We start from the raw sequence: 19,049 nt of genomic DNA on the forward strand, positions 1-19,049 counted from the left end.
AGCCAGACATATCTGGCTTCTGTTCCTCTCATCAACATTTGTGGGGTAAGTGATGATGCTGGTGCAGCTGGAAAACCTGGTGAACCGCTTCTCCGATCTGCTGGGAAAAATAGCTGCGCTGCTGTTTATCCTGCTTCTGTTTAATGTTTTTTACGACGTTGTTGCCCGTTATGTTTTCAACGACGTTTCTATTGGTATGCAGGAGCTGGAATGGCACCTGTTTGCCGCCATGTTTATGCTCGGCGTGCCTTACACCCTGCGTGCTGGTGGTCATGTTCGTGTTGACCTTATTTACGAACGCCTGTCTCTGCGCAGCAAGGCTTACATTGATCTCTTCGGTTCACTGTTCCTGCTGATGCCCTTTGCCCTGCTTGTGGGATATTACGGCGTTGGATTTGCTCAAGAGGCATGGGAACTGGGTGAAACCTCTGGTGATCCCGGAGGTCTCCCCCATCGGTGGATTATTAAAGCGGTAATTCCGTTTACCTTTTTCTCCATCGCTATCAGCGGCTTCGGAATGATGCTGCGCAGCCTGAATATTCTTACCGGTAACAGGACTGATACCGGCTATGTCCCTCCACAACATTAATAATCGGGAGCAAAGCAAATGATTGGTATCGTCATGTTTTTTGTGGCGCTGGTGATGCTGCTGTTCGGCTTCCCGGTTGCCTTTACCTTCGGCGGTGTGGCACTGATTTTTGGTGTCTGGGCTGAAGGCGTGGATATGTTTGCGTTCATGCCATTCCGCATTCAAAGCATTATGGAAAATGTGGTGCTGATGGCCGTACCACTGTTTATCTTCATGGGTATCGTGCTGCAGAAAACCAAACTGGCAGAGCAGCTGCTGGAATCCATGGGTAAGCTGTTTGGTGGCGTTCGTGGTGGTCTGGCGATTTCTACTGTACTGGTAGGAGCGTTGCTTGCAGCTTCAACTGGTGTTGTTGGTGCTTCTGTTGTCGCAATGGGTTTGATTTCCCTGCCAGTGATGCTCAAGTACAACTACGACAAGTCTCTTGCCTGCGGCACTATCTGTGCTTCCGGTACTCTTGGGCAGATTATTCCACCTTCCATCATTCTGATTATTCTGGGTGATGTGCTGGGTATTCCTGTTGGAGACTTGTTCCAGGCTGCAGTTGGGCCCGGTTTTATTCTTATCGGTGTGTATGTGCTGTATATCCTGGCCTATGCCTGGTTGAAACCGGAAGCTGCCCCAGCCCTGCCAATGGATGAAGATGTTGCCAACAAGCGTGAGCAGTATGTGAAAGCGCTCAAGGCAATTATTCCACCACTGGCTCTTATTCTCATTGTTCTGGGTTCAATCTTTGCGGGTATTGCTACACCAACAGAGTCGTCTGCTTTAGGTGGTATCGGAGCCCTGGTACTGGCAGCTCTCTACAAACAGTTCAGCTGGAAAATGGTGTATGAATCTTCACTGGAAACAGTGAAAGTCACTGCAATGGTATTTGCCATTCTTCTGGGAGCAACAGCTTTCTCCATGGCCTTTACCTATACAGGTGGCGACTACATTGTTGAAGAAATCCTGTCTCAGTTACCAGGTGGTGCTACAGGCTTCCTGCTGCTCTCCATGCTGGCAATCTTGATTCTGGGCTTTTTTATCGACTTCGTAGAAATCAGCTTTATTATCGTACCGATTCTGGCACCTGTTGCTGAAGCGTTGGGTATTGCACCAGTATGGTTTGCAATTCTGATTGCCATGAACCTGCAGACGTCATTCTTGACTCCTCCGTTCGGTTTCAGCCTGTTCTACTTAAAAGGTGTAGCGCCACCTTCGGTGCGAACAGTTGATATCTATAAAGGTGTCGTGCCGTTTATTCTTATGCAGGTAGCGGTTGTGCTTTCTATCCTGCTGTTTCCAGAGTTCTATGGATTGGTATAAAGACTGTTGACCTGTCTACAGGTGTAGGGTTGATCATCTCGCCTCAAGATAATTGAGGCGAGATATGTCTTCTGATTTCCTTTCTAAAAAACATTCCTGTTTATCTCATACCTGGCTAGGTATCTTTGATTCTGCACCGCCAATACTGAAAGGTATTTCCCTCGCTTTGATATCCACAGCGCTATTTACCTGTGTTGGTATTCTTGTGCGAATCTTGAGCGAAAGAATTGATATTTTTCAGATTCTTCTGTTTCGGCAGTTAGTGTTCTTCATTGTATTGCTGCCAGCGATTAAATCTAATATCAAACTTCTGCTTAAGCCGACTCGTGTTCATTTACATGTATTCAGGATTCTGGGCGCATTTGTTGCTCTTTCCTGTGGATTTACTGCAGTCAGCAATCTCCCCCTTGCTGATGCAACTGCTTTGGGCTTCTCACAAGTATTGTTTGTGGCTGTCATTTCCCGGTTATTTCTGTCTGAGACAATCAGCGCCTCACGTCTGTTTACTATTGTTGTTGGTTTCCTTGGGGTAATGCTGGTGGTTCAGCCAGCTTTTGAAAATGCATCAATAACTTACACTGCTATTGGACTGGTAAGCTCTCTCGGGGCCGCTGTTGCGGTAATCTGCGTCAGGAAAGTGGCTCAGTGTGAACCAAGGATTACATTACTGGCTTATCAGGCCGTTTTCGTTGGGTTAGCAGCGTTGATTCCCAGTATTCTGTCCTGGACCTGGCCGACTCTGAATGAGTTAGTTTTGCTATTGATGGTGGGTGGTATCTCCTCTGTCGCCCAGTGGATAGGCGTTTCTGCATACAAGTATGGGGAAGCCAATGTCATAGCGAATGTTGAATATGTGAAGATGATCTACTCCATTGCGCTGGGGTATTGGCTTTTCTCTGAAATTCCTAATGCTCTGGCTGTGGCAGGAGCACTCACTATAATCGCCAGTGTAGTTGTACCGTTTGTGTTCAAGTGGATGAAAGGGAACTCATGCTGACAGTTACGCAATTTGCTAAAGCCTGTGATGTATCTCGCACGACGGTTCTCTACTATGAGCGCGCTGGTCTGCTTGAGCCTGCCAGTCGCTCAAGCAATGGTTATCGCTGGTACGGTGATAAAGAAGTCAGGCGGTTACAGGCCATACTCTCTTATCGTTCTTTTGGAGTACCTGTAAACAACCTTGCGCCTTTGTTGGAGGATCATGATAACTCGTCTCAGGAAAGGGTGTTGCGGGGGCAGTTCAATGCTCTGGAGCAGGAAATTCAAAACCTGCGTCAGCAGCAAAAAGCCATTGTGAAGTTGTTGGAACAACCGGAACTGCTGGAGCGAAACATGATGACCAAAGAGCGCTGGACGTTAATCATGCGAGAGTCCGGATTTAATGAAGAAGATATGAAAAACTGGCATCGGCAGTTCGAAGAAATGGAACCTGACGGACACCAGAAGTTTCTCGAGTCATTGAATATCAGTGCAGGGGAGGTTGCTGATATTCGTTGCAGGTCCAGAGAGTAACAGTTTTGAACTGTAACCTGTTTGCTTTAGCGATGTGTTGTCGTTAGGCTCCCGCCAAAGTCTGGGCGATAAACGAAAACTCCAGTGACCCTGAAAATAAAGATCTTGCTGCTGGCGCTGTTACCGCTGATCATTATGTCAGTGGCAATTACAACAGTGAACCAGCGACAGGCCCGTGATCTCTCCGAGCAGGAGATAGCTACCTTTGAGCGTAACCTGCTGGCTTCTAAACGAGAGCAGTTGCAACACTATGTTGATCTCGCTCTTGCATCAATTAATCACACACTCTCTCTGTTAGAACACGGTGCTTCCCGTGGCTATGTTGAGTCAGAAGTTAAGCGCCAGCTGAATGAACTGGCCTATGGCGATGATGGCTACTTCTTTGCCTATACCCTTGACGGTGTGAATCTCGTTCACCCCGTACAGCCCGAACTTGTTGGCGATAACCTGATGGATATTCAGGACAGTGATGGCAAATACCTGATTCAGGAACTGTTATGGCAGGCAACCCATGGCGGTGGTTTTGAGCGTTATAAATGGCGTAAACCTTCTGAAGATGGTCAGGAAGATAAACTCAGCTATGTGGTTGTGATTCCAGAATTGAACTGGATGATGGGTACTGGCCTGTACGTAGACGACATTGCTGAAGAAGTTGCGGCTATCCGGCGGGATGTGAATAAGAATATTCAGGACACCTTTTTTACTGTGCTGGTGATTATCTCAGGAACAGTCGTTTTGATTGTGCTTCTGGGGGTCGCCATCAATATCCATGAATCCCAGCTGGCCGATAAACGGTTACAGGAATTGGCTCACCGATCTTTAAAACTGCAGGTTAGCCAGCGTCGTAACTTTGCCCGCGAGCTGCATGATGGCATTAATCAGCTGCTGGTATCTGCCAAACTCCGTGTGAACCTTGTGGATAAAAAGTGGGAACAGGATGTTGCCCGGGAACACCTGAAGAAAGCGTCCTGCATGTTGGATATGGCGATGCAGGAAGTCCGGCGGGTATCTCATGATCTTCGTCCCATTGTTCTGGATGATCTTGGCCTGGAAGCGGCCTTGAGAAATATGCTGGATGATCTTGCTGAACGAACGGATCTGCAGGTTCACAGTTCGATTCATCTGCCTGAACAACGTTTACCGGATGTTATTGAAATCACTTTATATAGAGTGGTGCAGGAAGCTCTGACAAACATTGAAAAGCATGCGGGAGCCAGTGAAGTAAAACTAACTGTGCAATTTAAGGACGACTCTGTTTGCATGAAGCTTGAGGATGACGGCTGTGGTTTCTATGAGCATGACCAGAGTGGAATTGGTTTGATTAATATGCGGGAACGAACAGAGCTGCTTGGGGGCAAATTTACCATCAACAGTTACCCGCAACCTTCTTCGGCACTGGATAGCAACTTAACGACCGGCACGATTATTAAAGCTACTTTTTATCTGGCCGCTGTGTACGAGACTAATGAGCGGGAACTGATCCATGAGTCATGAAATTCGAGTGCTACTGGCAGATGATCACCCTATGGTACGAGAAGGGCTGAAGGTAAGTCTGGATGGTGAAGGTGGCATCTCTGTTATAGCCGATGCCTGTAATGGCCGGGAAGCACTGGAGCTCGCTTCATCAGTCAAACCGGATGTGGTGTTGATGGATATTTCCATGCCAGTTATGGGAGGGCTGGAGGCAGCTGTAGAGTTCAAAAAGAGTTATCCCGATATTAAAGTGCTGATTCTTTCTATGCACGAAGACCGGGAATACATCCTTAAGATGGTTCAGTCTGGTGTAGCCGGGTATGTGCTCAAAGATGTGGCAGCAGAAGAGATTGTTTTAGCCATTCAGACCGTTTCCAAGGGGGGAACTTACTTCAGTTCCGGAGCCTCTCAACAACTATTCAGTCAATTTGACCCTGAAGAAATGAAGCCGCAGGCAAAGCTGACTCCGCGGGAAGAAACTGTGCTCAGGTTGCTTGCAGATGGAAAGGGGAATAAAGAAGTTGCTCGTGAGTTGAATATTTCTGTTAGAACGGCAGAGGCGCACCGGCAGAATATAAAGCAAAAGCTTAAAATAAAAACATCTGCCGGTTTGATTCGTTATGCCATTGAACAGAACCTTATGAATGCTTAGCTGGCAAACAACACTGATTTTTCAAGCTCTTCTCGTGTTGTTTTGGCGTTATTGGCATCTGCATTTTCATCGGCATAACCGAAAGACATACCAAACAACACACCGCGACTTTCAGGCAGATCAAACATTTCCCGAATTGGTCCTGGGAACTGACCAAGGGCACCTTGCATACAGTTAGAGATGCCATGTTCCTGAAGTAACAAAGCCAGCGTCTGGGAGTAGATACCCATATCGACTGCGCCCATAATATTCAGATACTTGTCCATGGTGAAAATCGCCACATGGGGAGCATCGAAGAATTGCCAGTTACGCAGCATGGCCATGTTGCGCTTCATCTTGTCTTCACGAGCTATGCCCATAGCGGAATATAAAGTATTGGCAGAACCGAACTGACGCTCACGGTGTGTACCTTCGTAAGCGACTTCCCAGTTGAAATCCGGGTAAGGCTTTTGCTTTTGCATCACATCCTGCAGGAGCTTGTTTTTCAGCTGGTCCTTTTTTTCACCGGAAACAACAATAACCTGCCATGGCTGAACGTTGCAGTTGGAAGGGGCACGTTGGGCAGTGGTGAAAATATCCCGTAAGAGAGACTCTTCAACCGGATCTTTTTTGAACCCGCGGCAGGAAGATCGAGACTGCAATGCTTGGCTGATGTTCATGAAATGATCCTGATTATTCGTTCTTATTTTAAGGATTGATCATCATAGCTGAACGAATTGGAGTCAGGTAGCCCAGATGAAGAGTTAAGAATAACTGGGCAGATTAGGAAGTATTCCGAATGGTTTAACAGTGTCTGTTACTGCAACATCTTCCGGCAAACGATAATCATCTGAATCAGGGATGCTGTATTGAACACAAAAACAAACTGGAGAACACCAGAAAACCTTCTTTTGGCTATGGCATTTGTAATGCCACTCACATTTTCTGTATGGCAGGCGTTGTTAAATAACTTTGCTGTGGAAATGGCATCTTTCTATGGCAGGGAAATTGGCATTCTACAGAGTATTCGTGAAGTGCCCGGTTTTCTCGCCTTTACCGTTGTTTTTGTTCTGCTGATTTTTACTGAGCAGACTCTGGCTTTGCTATCTCTGGCGCTTATGAGTATTGGCGTTGCCATAACCGGATTTTGGCCTTCGGCAATTCCTCTTTATATCACCACCATAATTATGTCGACGGGATTTCACTATCTGGAAACCGTAAACCAGTCACTGACTCTGCAGTGGCTTGATAAAACCAAAAGTGCCGATTTTATGGGCAAGGTCATATCGGTAAAAGCTATTGCCGCACTGATTGCCTATGGCTCTATCTGGTTATTAATGGAGCAATTTAATCTTCAGTATCATCAGATGTACTTTCTGGCTGGTGGAGTAGGTCTGTTGGCAACAATTATTATGTGGATAACTTTCCCGAAGTTTAAACAGGGAGAGCCACAGCATAAAAAGATTGTTCTGCGTTCGCGGTACTGGCTGTATTACGCTTTAACCTTCTGCAGTGGAGCCCGTCGGCAGATTTTTATGGTGTTCGCCGGCTTTATGATGGTGGAACGGTTTGGATATTCCGTTGGCGATATCAGCCTACTGTTCTTGCTGAACTATGCCGTAAATATGTTGCTGGGCTCCGTCATTGGCCGTTTTATCAGTAAGGTTGGCGAGCGCAATGCACTTACGCTGGAATATATAGGTCTTATTCTGGTGTTCAGCGGATATGCTGTAGTGGAAAGCGCGACACTGGCGGCAGTGCTTTATGTTATTGATCACCTTCTGTTTGCGATGGCGATAGCCACTAAAACTTACTTCCAGAAAATTGCAGACCCTAAGGATTTAGCCGCCAGCTCAGGAGTGAGCTTTACCATCAGCCATATTGCTGCGATCTTTATTCCTGCTTTGCTCGGGTTGATCTGGCTGGAATCGCCATTTGCAGTGTTTATGGTGGGAACTGGTTTTGCCGCTTGTTCTTTGATTCTGGCACGGTTGATTCCGGTGCATCCGGAACCTGGAATGGAAACAACTTTGAGTCAGACCGCGTGATTGAAAGGGGAGTTGTGAAACTTCCCTTTATCTTTGTTTTCAACGGGCAAAAATATGGCCTATTTCCTCGGCGATCAAAGAGGAAATAATTGAGTAAATAGCATCTGGATCTTGCGCCGAGAAGACCTTGTCTTTCCCCGCACAACTCGTCAGTGCCTTATTGGAAGTTACATCGTAGCTGAAACTGATGACGGCAATTTCTGCATGAATTCTTTCACCGGATGGTGTTCTTCCTTCTTCAATTTTGTCGGTAATGGTTTTGCAGTAATCCAAGTCAATCAGTTTATTGTGTAGAACAGAGTCACTGTCTACGCCATCGGTTAAAACAATGATTAAGCGCTTGGCGTTTTTAGTCTTTCTGGCTAATTGAGCAGCCCTGATAATTCCTTCGTGAGATGCTGTTCCACCGTTTGGCTCTATTTTCGAGAGCTCATCTTCAATTGTCTTTGCCTGTGTAGTTGGGTGGATGGTGTAGAACTTTCCATGCTCCAGAAAGAAGCGGGACTGTTTTTCAACAAACATGTTTTTCACGGACTCTTCAACCCGGAAAAAATCAATATTACTAACGCTATCGGCTATTCCTGTTACCGGGTCACGCTCAAAAGTGTGTAACGCAAAAGGTATAAGGGAGATTGTATTTTTTTTGTCCTGATTCGTTTCAATACGGGTAAAGTCCTCAAGCTTGTATGATATTTTTTTGAGGATATCCTTCAGCATGTCGATTTTGATAACCCCGGTCCATGGCCCGCCCATTGACGAAGAAAAGTCGGCGACAAAGAACACATCAATAGCCTGCCCATGGTTCTTCCTGGCGATGGATTTATTGCCAAGTGGGATTGACTGGTCAAAGCCAATAAATTGTTTGCCACCAAGCCAGTTTACATATTGCCCTGAGACTTTTAACTGATATTCCGTGAATTTTTTTGATGACTCTGTTTCATCACAATCGCTGTTGTCTGAACAGGGAATAGTATCCAGATTCACCTGAAGGTTCTTTGTTTCCTTCATCATCGAAAGAATAAAGTCTTTCGCCAGCTGGTCGTTTACGTCTGGCGTGTCCGATGGTCGAGCACTCATGGCCAGTACGGCAACTTCGGCGGCGTTACCCAGTCTTGCGCTGTCCCTGAGTCTTTTTCCACCCTCTATTGCGAGAGTCATTAGCCCAGCCACTACCGGAAGCAGGAGAAGAAACAATAGAATGGCAATACCCTTCTGCGCTCTCATGGTTATCGCCCGATCATAATTGAGCTGCTGCTGATATGCCTTTTACCCGCGAACTCTTTAGTCAGCGGTTGTCCATCATCCTTGTAGCAAAGGGTTACTCGGTAAAGAGGGGCAGGGTTTGCCCGTTCAGTTAAGAAAAACAGTTGCTCCTCCCGAATAAGAAGTCTTCCTTTTGGACAGCTGAGCCCTTTTTTAAAAATAGCGAGGCTGGGTTTCTGTATGTTTTTCTCTTCAAATAAAACCTGCTCAAGAGTCATTCCAAAAGCGGAACTGTTAAAGCCTGCGAATGAGCGAGACATGGATTTAGATAGGAGAACGAATAGTTGCTCAGCCTGGTCATGGGAAATTTTGGTACTGCTGTCGTAAAGTTGGGTGCGCTCTTTGATAATGCTTACTCCGGAAAAACTGAGGTTCTGGAGAGCGCCGTGAATGGCCTGCCGAGTAACAATCTCACTGGTAAATGAGATAAACGAAAAAATAACCAGCAGCACCAAGGCCAGCTCAACAATGAATACACCGTTTTGCCGTTGGACATTCTTAACCATTGAAACTGCTCCGTTCATATTCCTGAATGGAGATCACTTCCCGGCTGATAACAGGCACCTGTATGTTATTGATAAATAGCGAGGTGAAAATCGGTTTGTAGGGGTAGGTCACCCGGTAAATGGCAATGGAAGCATCTTTGGGTTTGGCTTTTTCCTTGCAGAACTGTTTGCTTTTCTTAGGACAATATTCAGACGCCAGATCAAGGACACTTCCGTAGTAGTGAGTGCTTACTGAAAGTTTGTTGGTGTCAATGATTGAGGCCCAAAGCTTAGAACTGTTTTTTAGAATATTTTTGAAATTAGTCTGGTAATCTTTCGCGGGTTTTGTGCGGGCCGTGCGGCTGGCTTCAGCCACGGCATAATCCAGAGCGGCAGAAACAAAACCCATGTAACTGATTTCACACCAGTAGAAAATCACCAGCAGGAAGAAGAACATCCCCAGGGCTGTTTCTATGGTTACAGTGCCCCTTTGGTTTGATCTTTCTTTGGTAGTCATCAGTGTGACCCGGATAACTGAGGCTGGTATTTAGCAGAAGAGATGGCAATAAAGAGCGACATTCTCTCCTGTTCCGATTTTCCTCCGGTGTAAACAGTTTTAAATTCGTTGTAGAGCCCAGCCCGGACAAGGGCAATAATCAAATTGGCCTTAATCTTTTCATCCGCCTGCCCACTTGTATAAAGCGGCATCAGCCTTTGAATAGCGGCATCATACTTCTGTTCCAGAATATCCAGCATGGCCAGGTTATTTTTGATGATCAGGTCATCAAACATGGTTTCGCGGGCTTTATTAATAGATTTTCTTGCGGATTTATATTTTCCCAGTGCCGCATATGCCAGCCCCTGCTGGTTGAGTATTGTGGGGTTATTGGCTGAATAGAGCAGGGCTGTGTTCGCGTCTTTCAATGATTCTTCGGCCTTACCCATAGAGAGCAGAGCCCGGGATTTTAATAGCCAGACTTCCGCATCTTTCTGCTGATCGCCCAACAGAGGTTCGAGTATAAACAGGGTGGAATCCGGGTCATTGGTATTGAGATAAGCATTACCCAGAAGTAGACGATATTTCTTGTTGTCCTCTTCTGTTTTGGCCTTCTGTAAATTGGTTTTGTATAACTGGATAAGCCCAGCGTGATTATCAGCAGCTTTTAAAAGAGCTTCGTTTGCTGGGGCTTCAGGCTCTTTAGCTGGAGATTTCATGCGAGTGGTGGCACAGCCGGTCAGCCATAAAGCCATTAAAACAACGAGAAGTGGCTGCCAGAAACTGTTCTTACTATGCACCATTCATTAACCTCATAATACCTGGCGCAATCATCAAAACCACAATCGGTAGCATGATGAAGGAAATCATGGGCAGCGCCATTTTGGCTGATAACTTACCAATCTGCTCTTCCATGGAGAGCATGGTTATCTGACGTATATGAGCCGCCTGAGTTCCCAGAACATCGGCAATTGAGCTGCCGTATTGCAAACTCTGACTGAGGGTATACACAAAGCTAATCATTTGCTGGGAAGGAATCTGTTCAGATAATTCCTGTAACGCCTGTCTCATATTGTAAATTTTGGATACAGACTCCAGGCGCTTCATTATGTAGGAGAGGTCTCGGTCGAAGTTTTTCAATTCTTCACCAAGATAAGCGGTTGAAGCCTCAATGGTCATTCCCGACTGCATACACACAGCCAGCAGATCAAGAATATAGGGCAGTTGCGCGGAAACCTTTTCGACACGCTTTTTCTGCAGGGATCTCAGAATCATTTCAGGAATCACAAGAATGGCAGAAAACACAATCGCAGCCGTTGTGGCCTTGTCAGAGAGCTCTACCAAATTGAAATGTTGGCCAAAAAGAAAGATGACAATTGTTAACCCGGAAGCCAGAAGCAGTTTTAAAGATGTATAGATTTTGGGAAGTGTGCGGTTATAAATACCCGCACTGATAAAGACCTGCTCAATATCTCGCTGGGCAATGGAATAAAAGCGTTTCAACCATTTCTGCAGATTATTACGGATGGATGTTGAGCCGTAGCTTAACCCTAACCAGCGGCGCTGAACCTGACGGGCAAGGTAATTATCAATAAAAGTAAAGGCCGCTATCGCAACCCCGCAGTAAAGCATCAGGGCAAACTGGATAGACATAAAACGTTACCCCCTGACCTGACGCATTAACCACCAGATCACCAGCATTCCCAGAGCTTCGCTGCCAATCATATACATAAGAATGATCTGACCGGAGGGGTGATGTAAGACAAAGTCAAAATTCTCCGGGCTCACGTATTTCATAAACAGAAAAAAGCCGGGAGGAAGGGCTCCAACGATTTTTGCAGACATGCGCACTTCAGACGTCAGTGCCTTCATTTTTTTCTGCAAGGTTTGGTTGTTGAGCATGACCTCTTCAAGGTTTTTGAAAATAGTTTTCAGCTGCCCGCCACGGCTGGTATTGGCCCGCAAAGTAAGAACGAAAAATACAAAAACCGGATAAGGGAACCGCTGGCAGGAGCTCATAAGAACATCTTCCATGGTATGGCCGAGAGCGAGTTTCTGGCCCATATTGCGAAACTCCCTGCCCACCAGATTGTTCAGGGAATTGCCAACAAAGACTATGGACTGATGCAGGCTTTCACCGGAACTGACTGCCCCGGTCAGGGTTCTCAGGGCATCGGGGAACGCATCTTCAAAGCTCTTGCGCCGAAACTGTTTAATCGTCATCAGCAATATGCAGGCGGTGGTGCCGGACAGCAGGCAAAGCAGTGCATATAAGGGAAAACGGGGGATGAAATCGTGCAGCCATAAAGAAGCTGCAATATTCACAACGACATAAGCTGCCAGCGTGATATAGAAATACTTTCCCAGAGTGTCTTTCAGATTGCTGTAATTGTTTTTTATTCGAGTGAGTAGTGGCTGCTCTGTGAGTGCTTTGATATCCAGAGCCTGTTTAGCGATCACAGTTTTCTGACTGCTGGTCTCAGTCAGAAAATGCATTGGGTTCTTACGAGGCCATAGAGCAGTGGCCAGAAGCGCGAAAACAGACACAAACAGAAAAGCCAGTTCGATCATGGATTCAGAGTTTCCTTGAATGTTTTTCTCAGAAGCTCCTCCAAACCAAAGAAGCGTGCTTTCACTGAAAGAACGGATCGATCCAGCAGTCCGGCACAATTGAACGTGCCAATAATCTTTTCACCGTGGGGCTGTTCCAGAATCGAATAATGGAAGATTTCTTCCAGGGTGATTTTGTCCCCTTCCACTCCCATCACTTCACTGATACTCATGATTTTTCGGCTGCCATCATGGAGGCGGGAAACCTGAATAATGAGATCCACTGCGCTGGTTATATTTCTACGAATCGACTCCAGCGGCATATTGGGTACCGCCATCATCACCATGCTTTCCATTCTCGCCAATGCATCCCTTGGCGTATTGGCGTGAAGTGTGGACATCGAGCCATCGTGGCCGGTGTTCATGGCCTGTAACATTTCGAATGCTTCAGCACCTCGGCACTCACCAATAACAATTCTGTCTGGCCGCATCCGCAAGGAATTAATAACAAGGTCACGCTGGCTGATAGCGCCAGTGTTCTCTATACCGGCCGGGCGGGTTTCCATACGCACAACATGGGGTTGTTGAAGACAAAGCTCGGCAGCGTCCTCAATAGTGACGATACGCTCTGATTCAGATACATGATTGGAAAGGGCATTCAGCAAAGTTGTTTTACCTGAGCCTGTTCCGCCGGATATCAAAATATTCAAACGACACCGGGCAGCAATGGCCAGAGAACGAGCCATATCCTGTGATAAAGCACCAAATTCAACCAATTGCTCCAAACCTATTTTCTTATTGCTGAACTTTCGAATCGATAACGAAGTTCCATCCAAGGCAATAGGAGGGATAGCGATATTGACCCGGCTGCCCTCTGGCAGACGGGCGTCGCATAAAGGGTTGGCTTCATCAACTCTTCTGCCTGCAAAGGCGGCAATACGACGGGCAATATTCTGCAGCTGGGTGTCGTTTATAAAGGTGACATTGGTTCTGGTCAGCTGGCCACCCTGTTCGATATAAACGGCATCGGGGCCGTTCACCATAATGTCTGAAATAGTTGGATCATCGATCAAAGGCTGGAGCGGCCCCAGGCCTTTGATTTCGTTCACCATCTGAACAGTAAACACGCTGCGCAGTGACACCGGCAGCTGAATATTGTCTTTCTCCACCAGAGTATCAATGGCGTCCCGCATCAAATCCTTCAGCTCTTCTGCGGATGTGGTTTCTACCGCGTCAGCATCAAGAGCGTCCATGATTCTGGTGCGCAGAGTCAGGTAAGTGTCCTGAAATCCAGTGGGAATATCCTGCTCAATCATGACAGACACCATGAGCGGATTTGCTGCCAGATATTTTCGGTTGCGGAAGGTTTACCAATAATCAGGTTGGTCAGGTTTTTCAGTGCCAACCCTAATTTATGTTTGTCTGGCTGCAGACCATTACCTTCGGTCAGAATGGTTTCGCAATCTTTTTGCCACAACAGTTCAGCGGCAATGGGTTGTTCCAGATATTCCTCTATGTCTGTTTTGCTGACAGGGCTTTCTGGCTGGGAATGATTCACTACCAACAGTGTTCGAAGATCATTGTTTTGCCCGTCTTTCAGGCTGCTTAAAAAAGCTTTTGCAGCTTGCAGCCCCGAAAGCGTTGGAGTGATCACAATAACCAGACAATCAGCCGCTGCCTGTAGAGACTGGTTTGAAAGAATATATTTTGTTGAAGATGGGTGATCTTCAACAATGAAAGCATGTTCTTTGGCCAGACATCCAAGAATGCTGTTGCTGTATTGCCAGAGCTTTTCCGTCTGCGAGCTTGTGCTGTCTATTCCCAGATAGCTCCAGAGTTGTTGTATTTGTACCAGCTGACTTTGGGCAAAAATGGGGTCAACGGTTTGTACGTCTGCATATTCAGCCAGAACCTGATCACACACTCTTTTTCTCGCAAGGCTCTGCTGGCCCAGCATGATATTGAGATTGCTGCCCTGATAGCTGTGGTCGGCGAGAATTACAGGTTGAGAGGTTTCCTTAATCAGGTTTCTGGCAAGTTCTGCCGCAACCAGTGAACTGCCACAGCCACCTTTTGTTCCCACAACGGCAATGCGCATGGCAGAACGGGCGTTTTGTGGTCTGCGCTTTAACAATCTGTCGTTTTGCAGTGCCCGAATTAATTCAACAATATCCTGCCGTGATGCAGGCCAGAGAAGGTAGTAAAAGCCCAGCCCTGCGAGCTTGCGAACAACACCAATACTGTCGTTTTTCCCGATAAGAACAATATCGCTGTTTCTGGAAACAATATGGCATAGAGACAGCGCCAGCTTTTCAACATCGTCGTCAGCTTCAATAAAAATCAGCGATGCTTTCGAATCTTGAAGTTGTTTATGGGAGTTATCGTTCTCGAAAGCAGTATCGGAGGGTGCCCCTAAGCCTTCTGACTGACAGGATTCCTGAAGCTGCTGCAAACATTCTGGCGTTTGATAAAACACTTGAATGTTATTGGTGCTCGCAGATTCCGGCTCGTTTTTTGTGGCCTTATTGAAATCAAGCATGGTTCACTCCTGTTTGTTCAAAACCCTGTGGGCTTTTTCCGGGTGAACCAGAGATTGCTGGCGCGCGCTTTCTACATAGCAATCCAGTTGTACTGGTTGCTGTGGGTTCAGGTCGTAAGGTGTGCAGGTTGGTCCTTGTACTGTGTAGCTGGTGCCAGCAGAAGTTGTTTTCTGCTGCACAATGAATACTGAAGCTTCGGGCTTATCAAAGCGTGCAGTGCAGCCGACTGAAAGCAGAACAGCCATGCAGAGCGTGGTAAAAGAGAGATTAACTTTCACTGTTTAAACCCTCCGGATGCCAGTATTGTCCGTGCCTGATCGTGAACTGCGGCACCGCCTTTTGCTTTCTCAAGATTGAAATAACGCAGTAACGTGTTGGTGTGATTCATCTGGGGTATCTGGATTGTTGTACCCGGAGAAACGGGTTTGACCAGGTTCACCGTGGCAACAATGATGAGCTCTGTTTTTTTACGCTGGTTATCGTTATGGCGAAAGGCAGCGCCAAACAATGGGATATCCCCCACAAAAGGGACTTTTGATAAGGCTTCTCTGTCTTCTGTGCTTAATAACCCACCCAAAACAAAACTTTCACCGTCCGCCAATTGAATGGTGGTGCGGGTACGCCGGGTTTTAAACGCAGGAATATTGAGTTTGTTATTACTGTTACTGGGGTCAATGGAGCTGACTTCTGGTTCCAGAGAAAGGTTAATGGTGTCGTCAGATTGTGCTTTGGCCGCGAGAGTCAGGCGAATGCCGAACTCTTTGTAATTGATGTTCTGGGAGCCATCAACATAGGTGATAACGGGCATTTCGCCGCCAGCCAGGAATGACGCTGTTTCTCCCGAAAGCACAGAGAGGTTTGGCTGGGCCAGTATCTGCCCCATGGTATCGTCGTCGGCTGCCGATATGTAATTGGCAATCATATTGGAGCTGATATGACCGACTTTGTTATAAAACTGGCCGTTACCAAGAAATGCAGCGTTTTTACCACTGCCCATCTCGCTGCCCCATTTCACACCGAGCTGACGGATAAAGGAGTGGGAAACTTCGGCAATGGTTAGTTTTACATTGATCTGCTTAACGGTATTCACCTGCAGATTATTCACCAGCCCCTCGTAGGACTTCTGGGTCATAAAGCGAATGTTATTTCCCGGGGAACCACTTTCTTTCCAGCTGATCTTATCTTCGGTAACTTTGCTGCCCAATAACTCGCCTGTCAGGTTATAAATCTCCTGACGACTATCTTCTGATGGCACTTCACCGCTGAGTACGGTTTGGTTGCCGGTACTGGTCAGCTCAATATTGGCATCCGGGTAGCGAATACTAATTTGATCTTTTATTGAGGAAAGATTTCTGGAAACGGTTAATAGTTTGGTGTCTATGGGAACACCTTTGTTGCCAAGAACAATCAGCGAAGACTGACCAACAGACTTGCCATAGATAATCAGGCGGTTACCTTCAACCACTTGGTAATCAGCAATTTCGGCATCAGCAATAAAAACAGTATCAATCTGTGTTTGATAATGAAGAGATGTGGCTTCGCTGATATTTAACTGAATGGTTTCAGTGTTTTTCTCTGGTGTTACAGCAAAGCACTGTGAAGCAGAGAGAAGCAAATAAACAAAATATTTTCGGGAGAAATTCATTTTAGTTGTATTGATAATCTCAGTTAGGCCTTTGTTCGACTCGTTTATTGCCTCTTAGTTCTTTGATAATGGAAAAATCAGGAACAATTTCACTGATATCAATTTCCGGGTGCGCTTTATCTGTTGATTTGTGGATATCCAGAATGCCGATGCGTTTTGCGATCATTATCTTTGCGGCGTTCTCAGGTGTCATAGCCAGAATAATGGTCTGTTTCTTTTCTTTTTTATTTGAATAATCGTCATCATCTTTCAGGTCTGGCACCTGCAGAACCATCTGCTTTCTTAACAGCGGGATAACACTTAAACCCTGGTAGCCGGTCAGTTCTTCCCGGTAGGCCATACTCTGACTGGGCGTGGCAATGAGCATCACATCAATAAGGTCGCCGGGCTTTAGCTGGTGATAAGAGTCCGAGCCGCCTTTGATGACCAGAGGGTAGGGTGCTTTGTCCGGTGCCATAATCAGTTTTTGGCAGGATTCTGAATGGAACGAACACAGATTTCTGGCGCTGATAATGTCCCCGGACTGTATATCCGAAGTCGCTATATGATTGTCAGCCTCAGACATTGATACCTGCTGGGTGCTGTCAGTTCGGCTAGCTTCAGCAGCGGATATTTTTGCAGACCTGACCTTTTCAAGAGTCACCGGCTCGCCCTTTTCAATAGCGGAATAAGCAATCCACACCGAAACATCATCATTTGAAACATCTTGATGCAGGGGAGGTTCTTCTGGCTTATCTTCGTCGTTAGAGGTTAACAATCCCCAAAAACCTACGACAGTGAGCAGAAAGGTCAGCAGAAGTAATAAGCGGCGTTTCATCTTGTTATATGTACCCCAAATCTATGGCTGTCAGGCAAACGCCAAATAACCCGGTAAGGGCAATGGGTACGCCATAGGGAATGCCATCTGTTTTCAGCCTGCCCAAATCTTTTTGCAGTGCTCGCAGGGCAATGTAAATGAGAGCAAGAACGCCTCCACCCATGGCAACAGCGAAAATCACCATGCTCCACCAGGTTGTGTGGATACCAAGAAGGAAGGCCAGAACAAGTTTTATGTCACCACCAGAAAGAGCTTTTATCGCAAATAATAAACAACCCGCAAGACAGGCCAGTGGCCAGCATGACCAGGAAATAGCGGAACCGGCAGTGGATAATAATGACGCAGCAGCGGTGCAGAGTACGGCCTGATTACTGATTTCACGGCTCTGTACATCCCTGTAACAGATATATAAGGCCGTTATTACCAGAGCAATTATGCAAGCGCCTGTCATTGATAAAGGGTCGCTTACTTGGTTCCTTTCAACTGATCTGAAATCTTCTGGAATGAGGAATCCATCGCACCTTTCAGGGAGTCTGCTCCATCACCGGCAAGTACGGCGGTAATAATTCCCACCATGGTTGTGGCCAGCAGAGCGTATTCAATGGTGGCCAAGCCTCTTTGATCCTTTCGCAGTGCGTCCAGGAAAAGAGAAGTTTTCACATACGCTTTGGTAATTAACTGGGTCATAGGTAACAGCCTCTTTGTATTCAATTAACAAGCAGCTGTTTTGAGGGGAATGAAATAATTAAGTTCAGGTAAGAATGATACGGATTGTTATCAATACGTGCACAGATTGTAAAAGTTCATTGGTTTTGAGCATCATTGTTCCACTGCCTACAGGCCGCAGTTATTCTGCGGCCTTGGATTGTTCAAACATCAGGTTGCTGATTTGCCAGCTTTTTCTGTGAACAATAAATGGTGCCAGTTCTAGCTCATAGTTAGAGAATCTAGGCTCAATAAATTTCCAGGCGCGTTTGGCTTTCACTGCATCAGGTGAATCATCGAGGTGGTTTTCCAAAACCAGAGACAGCTCTTTTGAAAGCTCTCCCAGATCATGTTCAAAATAGCCGCCTTCTGCCTCTGTATGAAGTTCGCCAGTGTAAGAGCGGGCAAGGTAGCGCAAGGTCATGTATTCAAGTCTTACGGCGTGCTCCATAAGTTGGTGATTTGGTGATCCGCTGTCAGAGGCATTTTTTTCCAGCTTAATGATTTTGTTATCAAGATCACGAAGGAGAGTGCTGAGGTTCAGATTGAACTCCCATGGGTAATCTTCTTCGAGTGGATCGTAGGCCAGTCCTTCCTCAAGAAATACCACATAATTATCAAGAGCCTGTGCAAGCCCGTCATTGTTGATTGACTGGGTAAGAGACTCTCTTAAAGAGTCAATTTGGCTGCTGGCAGCGCCCCTTAATTCCTGATCAATGCGCTCTCCCCGGTGTGAAATCACTGATGCAGCAGCACGAAACATGGAAATCCGTGCGAGTTTCAATTCTTCAAGGGTTGAGCTGGCAGACGAATAGGAAGGTATAGCCAGAGACAGTATCAGGCTGGCAAACAGCGATAATCGTAAAAACATGGATTCTTTCTGATCCTTTGTTGTATTAAGAGCGCCCTCCATTGTCTGATGAACCTGAAAATCCTTATCAGGCTACAAAAGTGTATAGTTTTCAAAAGGTGTTGTCTTTCACAGTT

At 46.3% G+C, this 19,049-nt stretch carries 22 protein-coding genes; 7 read left to right on the plus strand and 15 right to left on the minus strand.

Translation table 11 applies throughout. From position 1 onward, the window contains the following. Positions 1-52: 52 nt before the first annotated feature. From ACY2RR_RS07215 to ACY2RR_RS07240, 6 genes are all read left to right on the plus strand, one after another. Complete coding sequence (locus ACY2RR_RS07215; protein WP_490107465.1) at positions 53-589, plus strand: TRAP transporter small permease subunit; 537 nt, start codon at positions 53-55, stop codon at positions 587-589. An 18-nt stretch (positions 590-607) separates the two neighbouring features. Then, a complete protein-coding gene (locus tag ACY2RR_RS07220; RefSeq protein WP_490107466.1) occupies positions 608-1,897 on the plus strand; it encodes a TRAP transporter large permease in 1,290 nt (429 codons plus the stop codon). Between the two features lie 64 nt (positions 1,898-1,961). Further along, positions 1,962-2,894, plus strand: coding sequence for a DMT family transporter (locus tag ACY2RR_RS07225; RefSeq protein WP_490107467.1), 933 nt, complete (start codon positions 1,962-1,964; stop codon positions 2,892-2,894). Then, positions 2,888-3,409, plus strand: coding sequence for a MerR family DNA-binding transcriptional regulator (locus ACY2RR_RS07230; protein WP_490107468.1), 522 nt, complete (start codon positions 2,888-2,890; stop codon positions 3,407-3,409). The genes ACY2RR_RS07225 and ACY2RR_RS07230 overlap by 7 nt, the downstream gene beginning before the upstream one ends. 84 nt (positions 3,410-3,493) lie before the next feature. Continuing rightward, positions 3,494-4,903: a cache domain-containing protein gene (locus ACY2RR_RS07235; RefSeq protein WP_490107469.1), complete on the plus strand. Its 1,410-nt coding sequence runs from the start codon at positions 3,494-3,496 to the stop codon at positions 4,901-4,903. Beyond that, on the plus strand, positions 4,893-5,534 hold the full coding sequence (locus tag ACY2RR_RS07240) for a response regulator transcription factor (RefSeq protein WP_490107470.1): 642 nt from the start codon (positions 4,893-4,895) through the stop codon (positions 5,532-5,534). The genes ACY2RR_RS07235 and ACY2RR_RS07240 overlap by 11 nt, the downstream gene beginning before the upstream one ends. Here ACY2RR_RS07240 and ACY2RR_RS07245 read toward each other — a convergent pair. Further along, complete coding sequence (locus ACY2RR_RS07245; protein ID WP_490107471.1) at positions 5,531-6,193, minus strand: nitroreductase; 663 nt, start codon at positions 6,191-6,193, stop codon at positions 5,531-5,533. The two genes, ACY2RR_RS07240 and ACY2RR_RS07245, sit on opposite strands and share 4 nt — an antisense overlap. 189 nt (positions 6,194-6,382) lie before the next feature. On the opposite strand from ACY2RR_RS07245, the gene ACY2RR_RS07250 reads away from it, so the two are divergent. Next, positions 6,383-7,561, plus strand: a complete 1,179-nt coding sequence (locus tag ACY2RR_RS07250; RefSeq protein WP_490107472.1) for an MFS transporter — start codon at positions 6,383-6,385, stop codon at positions 7,559-7,561. Positions 7,562-7,600: 39 nt separating this feature from the next. Here ACY2RR_RS07250 and ACY2RR_RS07255 read toward each other — a convergent pair whose 3' ends face one another. The 14 genes from ACY2RR_RS07255 to ACY2RR_RS07320 form a co-directional block, all read right to left on the minus strand. Then, positions 7,601-8,785 carry a vWA domain-containing protein gene (locus ACY2RR_RS07255; protein WP_490107473.1) on the minus strand — a complete coding sequence of 395 codons (1,185 nt, stop codon included), beginning with the start codon at positions 8,783-8,785 and terminating at the stop codon, positions 7,601-7,603. A 2-nt stretch (positions 8,786-8,787) separates the two neighbouring features. After that, positions 8,788-9,330 (minus strand): tight adherence pilus pseudopilin TadF, encoded by a 543-nt coding sequence (tadF, locus tag ACY2RR_RS07260; protein WP_490107474.1) that lies wholly within the window; start codon positions 9,328-9,330, stop codon positions 8,788-8,790. Continuing rightward, entirely contained in the window at positions 9,323-9,826 is a 504-nt protein-coding gene (locus ACY2RR_RS07265) for a TadE/TadG family type IV pilus assembly protein (RefSeq protein WP_490107475.1), read from the minus strand. Before ACY2RR_RS07265 ends, tadF begins: the two co-directional genes overlap by 8 nt. Then, on the minus strand, positions 9,826-10,608 hold the full coding sequence (locus ACY2RR_RS07270) for a tetratricopeptide repeat protein (protein WP_490107476.1): 783 nt from the start codon (positions 10,606-10,608) through the stop codon (positions 9,826-9,828). Before ACY2RR_RS07270 ends, ACY2RR_RS07265 begins: the two co-directional genes overlap by 1 nt. Further along, entirely contained in the window at positions 10,598-11,458 is an 861-nt protein-coding gene (locus tag ACY2RR_RS07275) for a type II secretion system F family protein (RefSeq protein ID WP_490107477.1), read from the minus strand. Before ACY2RR_RS07275 ends, ACY2RR_RS07270 begins: the two co-directional genes overlap by 11 nt. 6 nt (positions 11,459-11,464) lie before the next feature. After that, on the minus strand, positions 11,465-12,376 hold the full coding sequence (locus tag ACY2RR_RS07280) for a type II secretion system F family protein (protein ID WP_490107478.1): 912 nt from the start codon (positions 12,374-12,376) through the stop codon (positions 11,465-11,467). Next, entirely contained in the window at positions 12,373-13,671 is a 1,299-nt protein-coding gene (locus tag ACY2RR_RS07285) for a TadA family conjugal transfer-associated ATPase (RefSeq protein ID WP_490107479.1), read from the minus strand. The genes ACY2RR_RS07280 and ACY2RR_RS07285 overlap by 4 nt, the downstream gene beginning before the upstream one ends. Then, a complete protein-coding gene (locus tag ACY2RR_RS07290) occupies positions 13,668-14,894 on the minus strand; it encodes a CpaE/TadZ family protein (protein WP_490107480.1) in 1,227 nt (408 codons plus the stop codon). The genes ACY2RR_RS07285 and ACY2RR_RS07290 overlap by 4 nt, the downstream gene beginning before the upstream one ends. A gap of 3 nt (positions 14,895-14,897) precedes the next feature. Continuing rightward, positions 14,898-15,173 (minus strand): hypothetical protein, encoded by a 276-nt coding sequence (locus tag ACY2RR_RS07295; protein WP_490107481.1) that lies wholly within the window; start codon positions 15,171-15,173, stop codon positions 14,898-14,900. Continuing rightward, positions 15,170-16,540, minus strand: a complete 1,371-nt coding sequence (locus ACY2RR_RS07300; protein ID WP_490107482.1) for a type II and III secretion system protein family protein — start codon at positions 16,538-16,540, stop codon at positions 15,170-15,172. Before ACY2RR_RS07300 ends, ACY2RR_RS07295 begins: the two co-directional genes overlap by 4 nt. 19 nt (positions 16,541-16,559) lie before the next feature. Next, positions 16,560-17,357 carry an RcpC/CpaB family pilus assembly protein gene (locus ACY2RR_RS07305; RefSeq protein ID WP_490107483.1) on the minus strand — a complete coding sequence of 266 codons (798 nt, stop codon included), beginning with the start codon at positions 17,355-17,357 and terminating at the stop codon, positions 16,560-16,562. 4 nt (positions 17,358-17,361) lie between these two features. Next, a complete protein-coding gene (locus tag ACY2RR_RS07310; protein WP_490107484.1) occupies positions 17,362-17,808 on the minus strand; it encodes a prepilin peptidase in 447 nt (148 codons plus the stop codon). Between the two features lie 14 nt (positions 17,809-17,822). Next, positions 17,823-18,044, minus strand: coding sequence for a Flp family type IVb pilin (locus ACY2RR_RS07315; RefSeq protein ID WP_490107485.1), 222 nt, complete (start codon positions 18,042-18,044; stop codon positions 17,823-17,825). Positions 18,045-18,204: 160 nt separating this feature from the next. Then, the gene (locus tag ACY2RR_RS07320) at positions 18,205-18,975 is read right to left on the minus strand and encodes a hypothetical protein (RefSeq protein WP_490107486.1); all 771 of its coding nucleotides are present in this window, start codon (positions 18,973-18,975) and stop codon (positions 18,205-18,207) included. Positions 18,976-19,049: the final 74 nt, after the last annotated feature.

Source organism: Parendozoicomonas sp. 2304DJ65-17, from assembly GCF_058148445.1.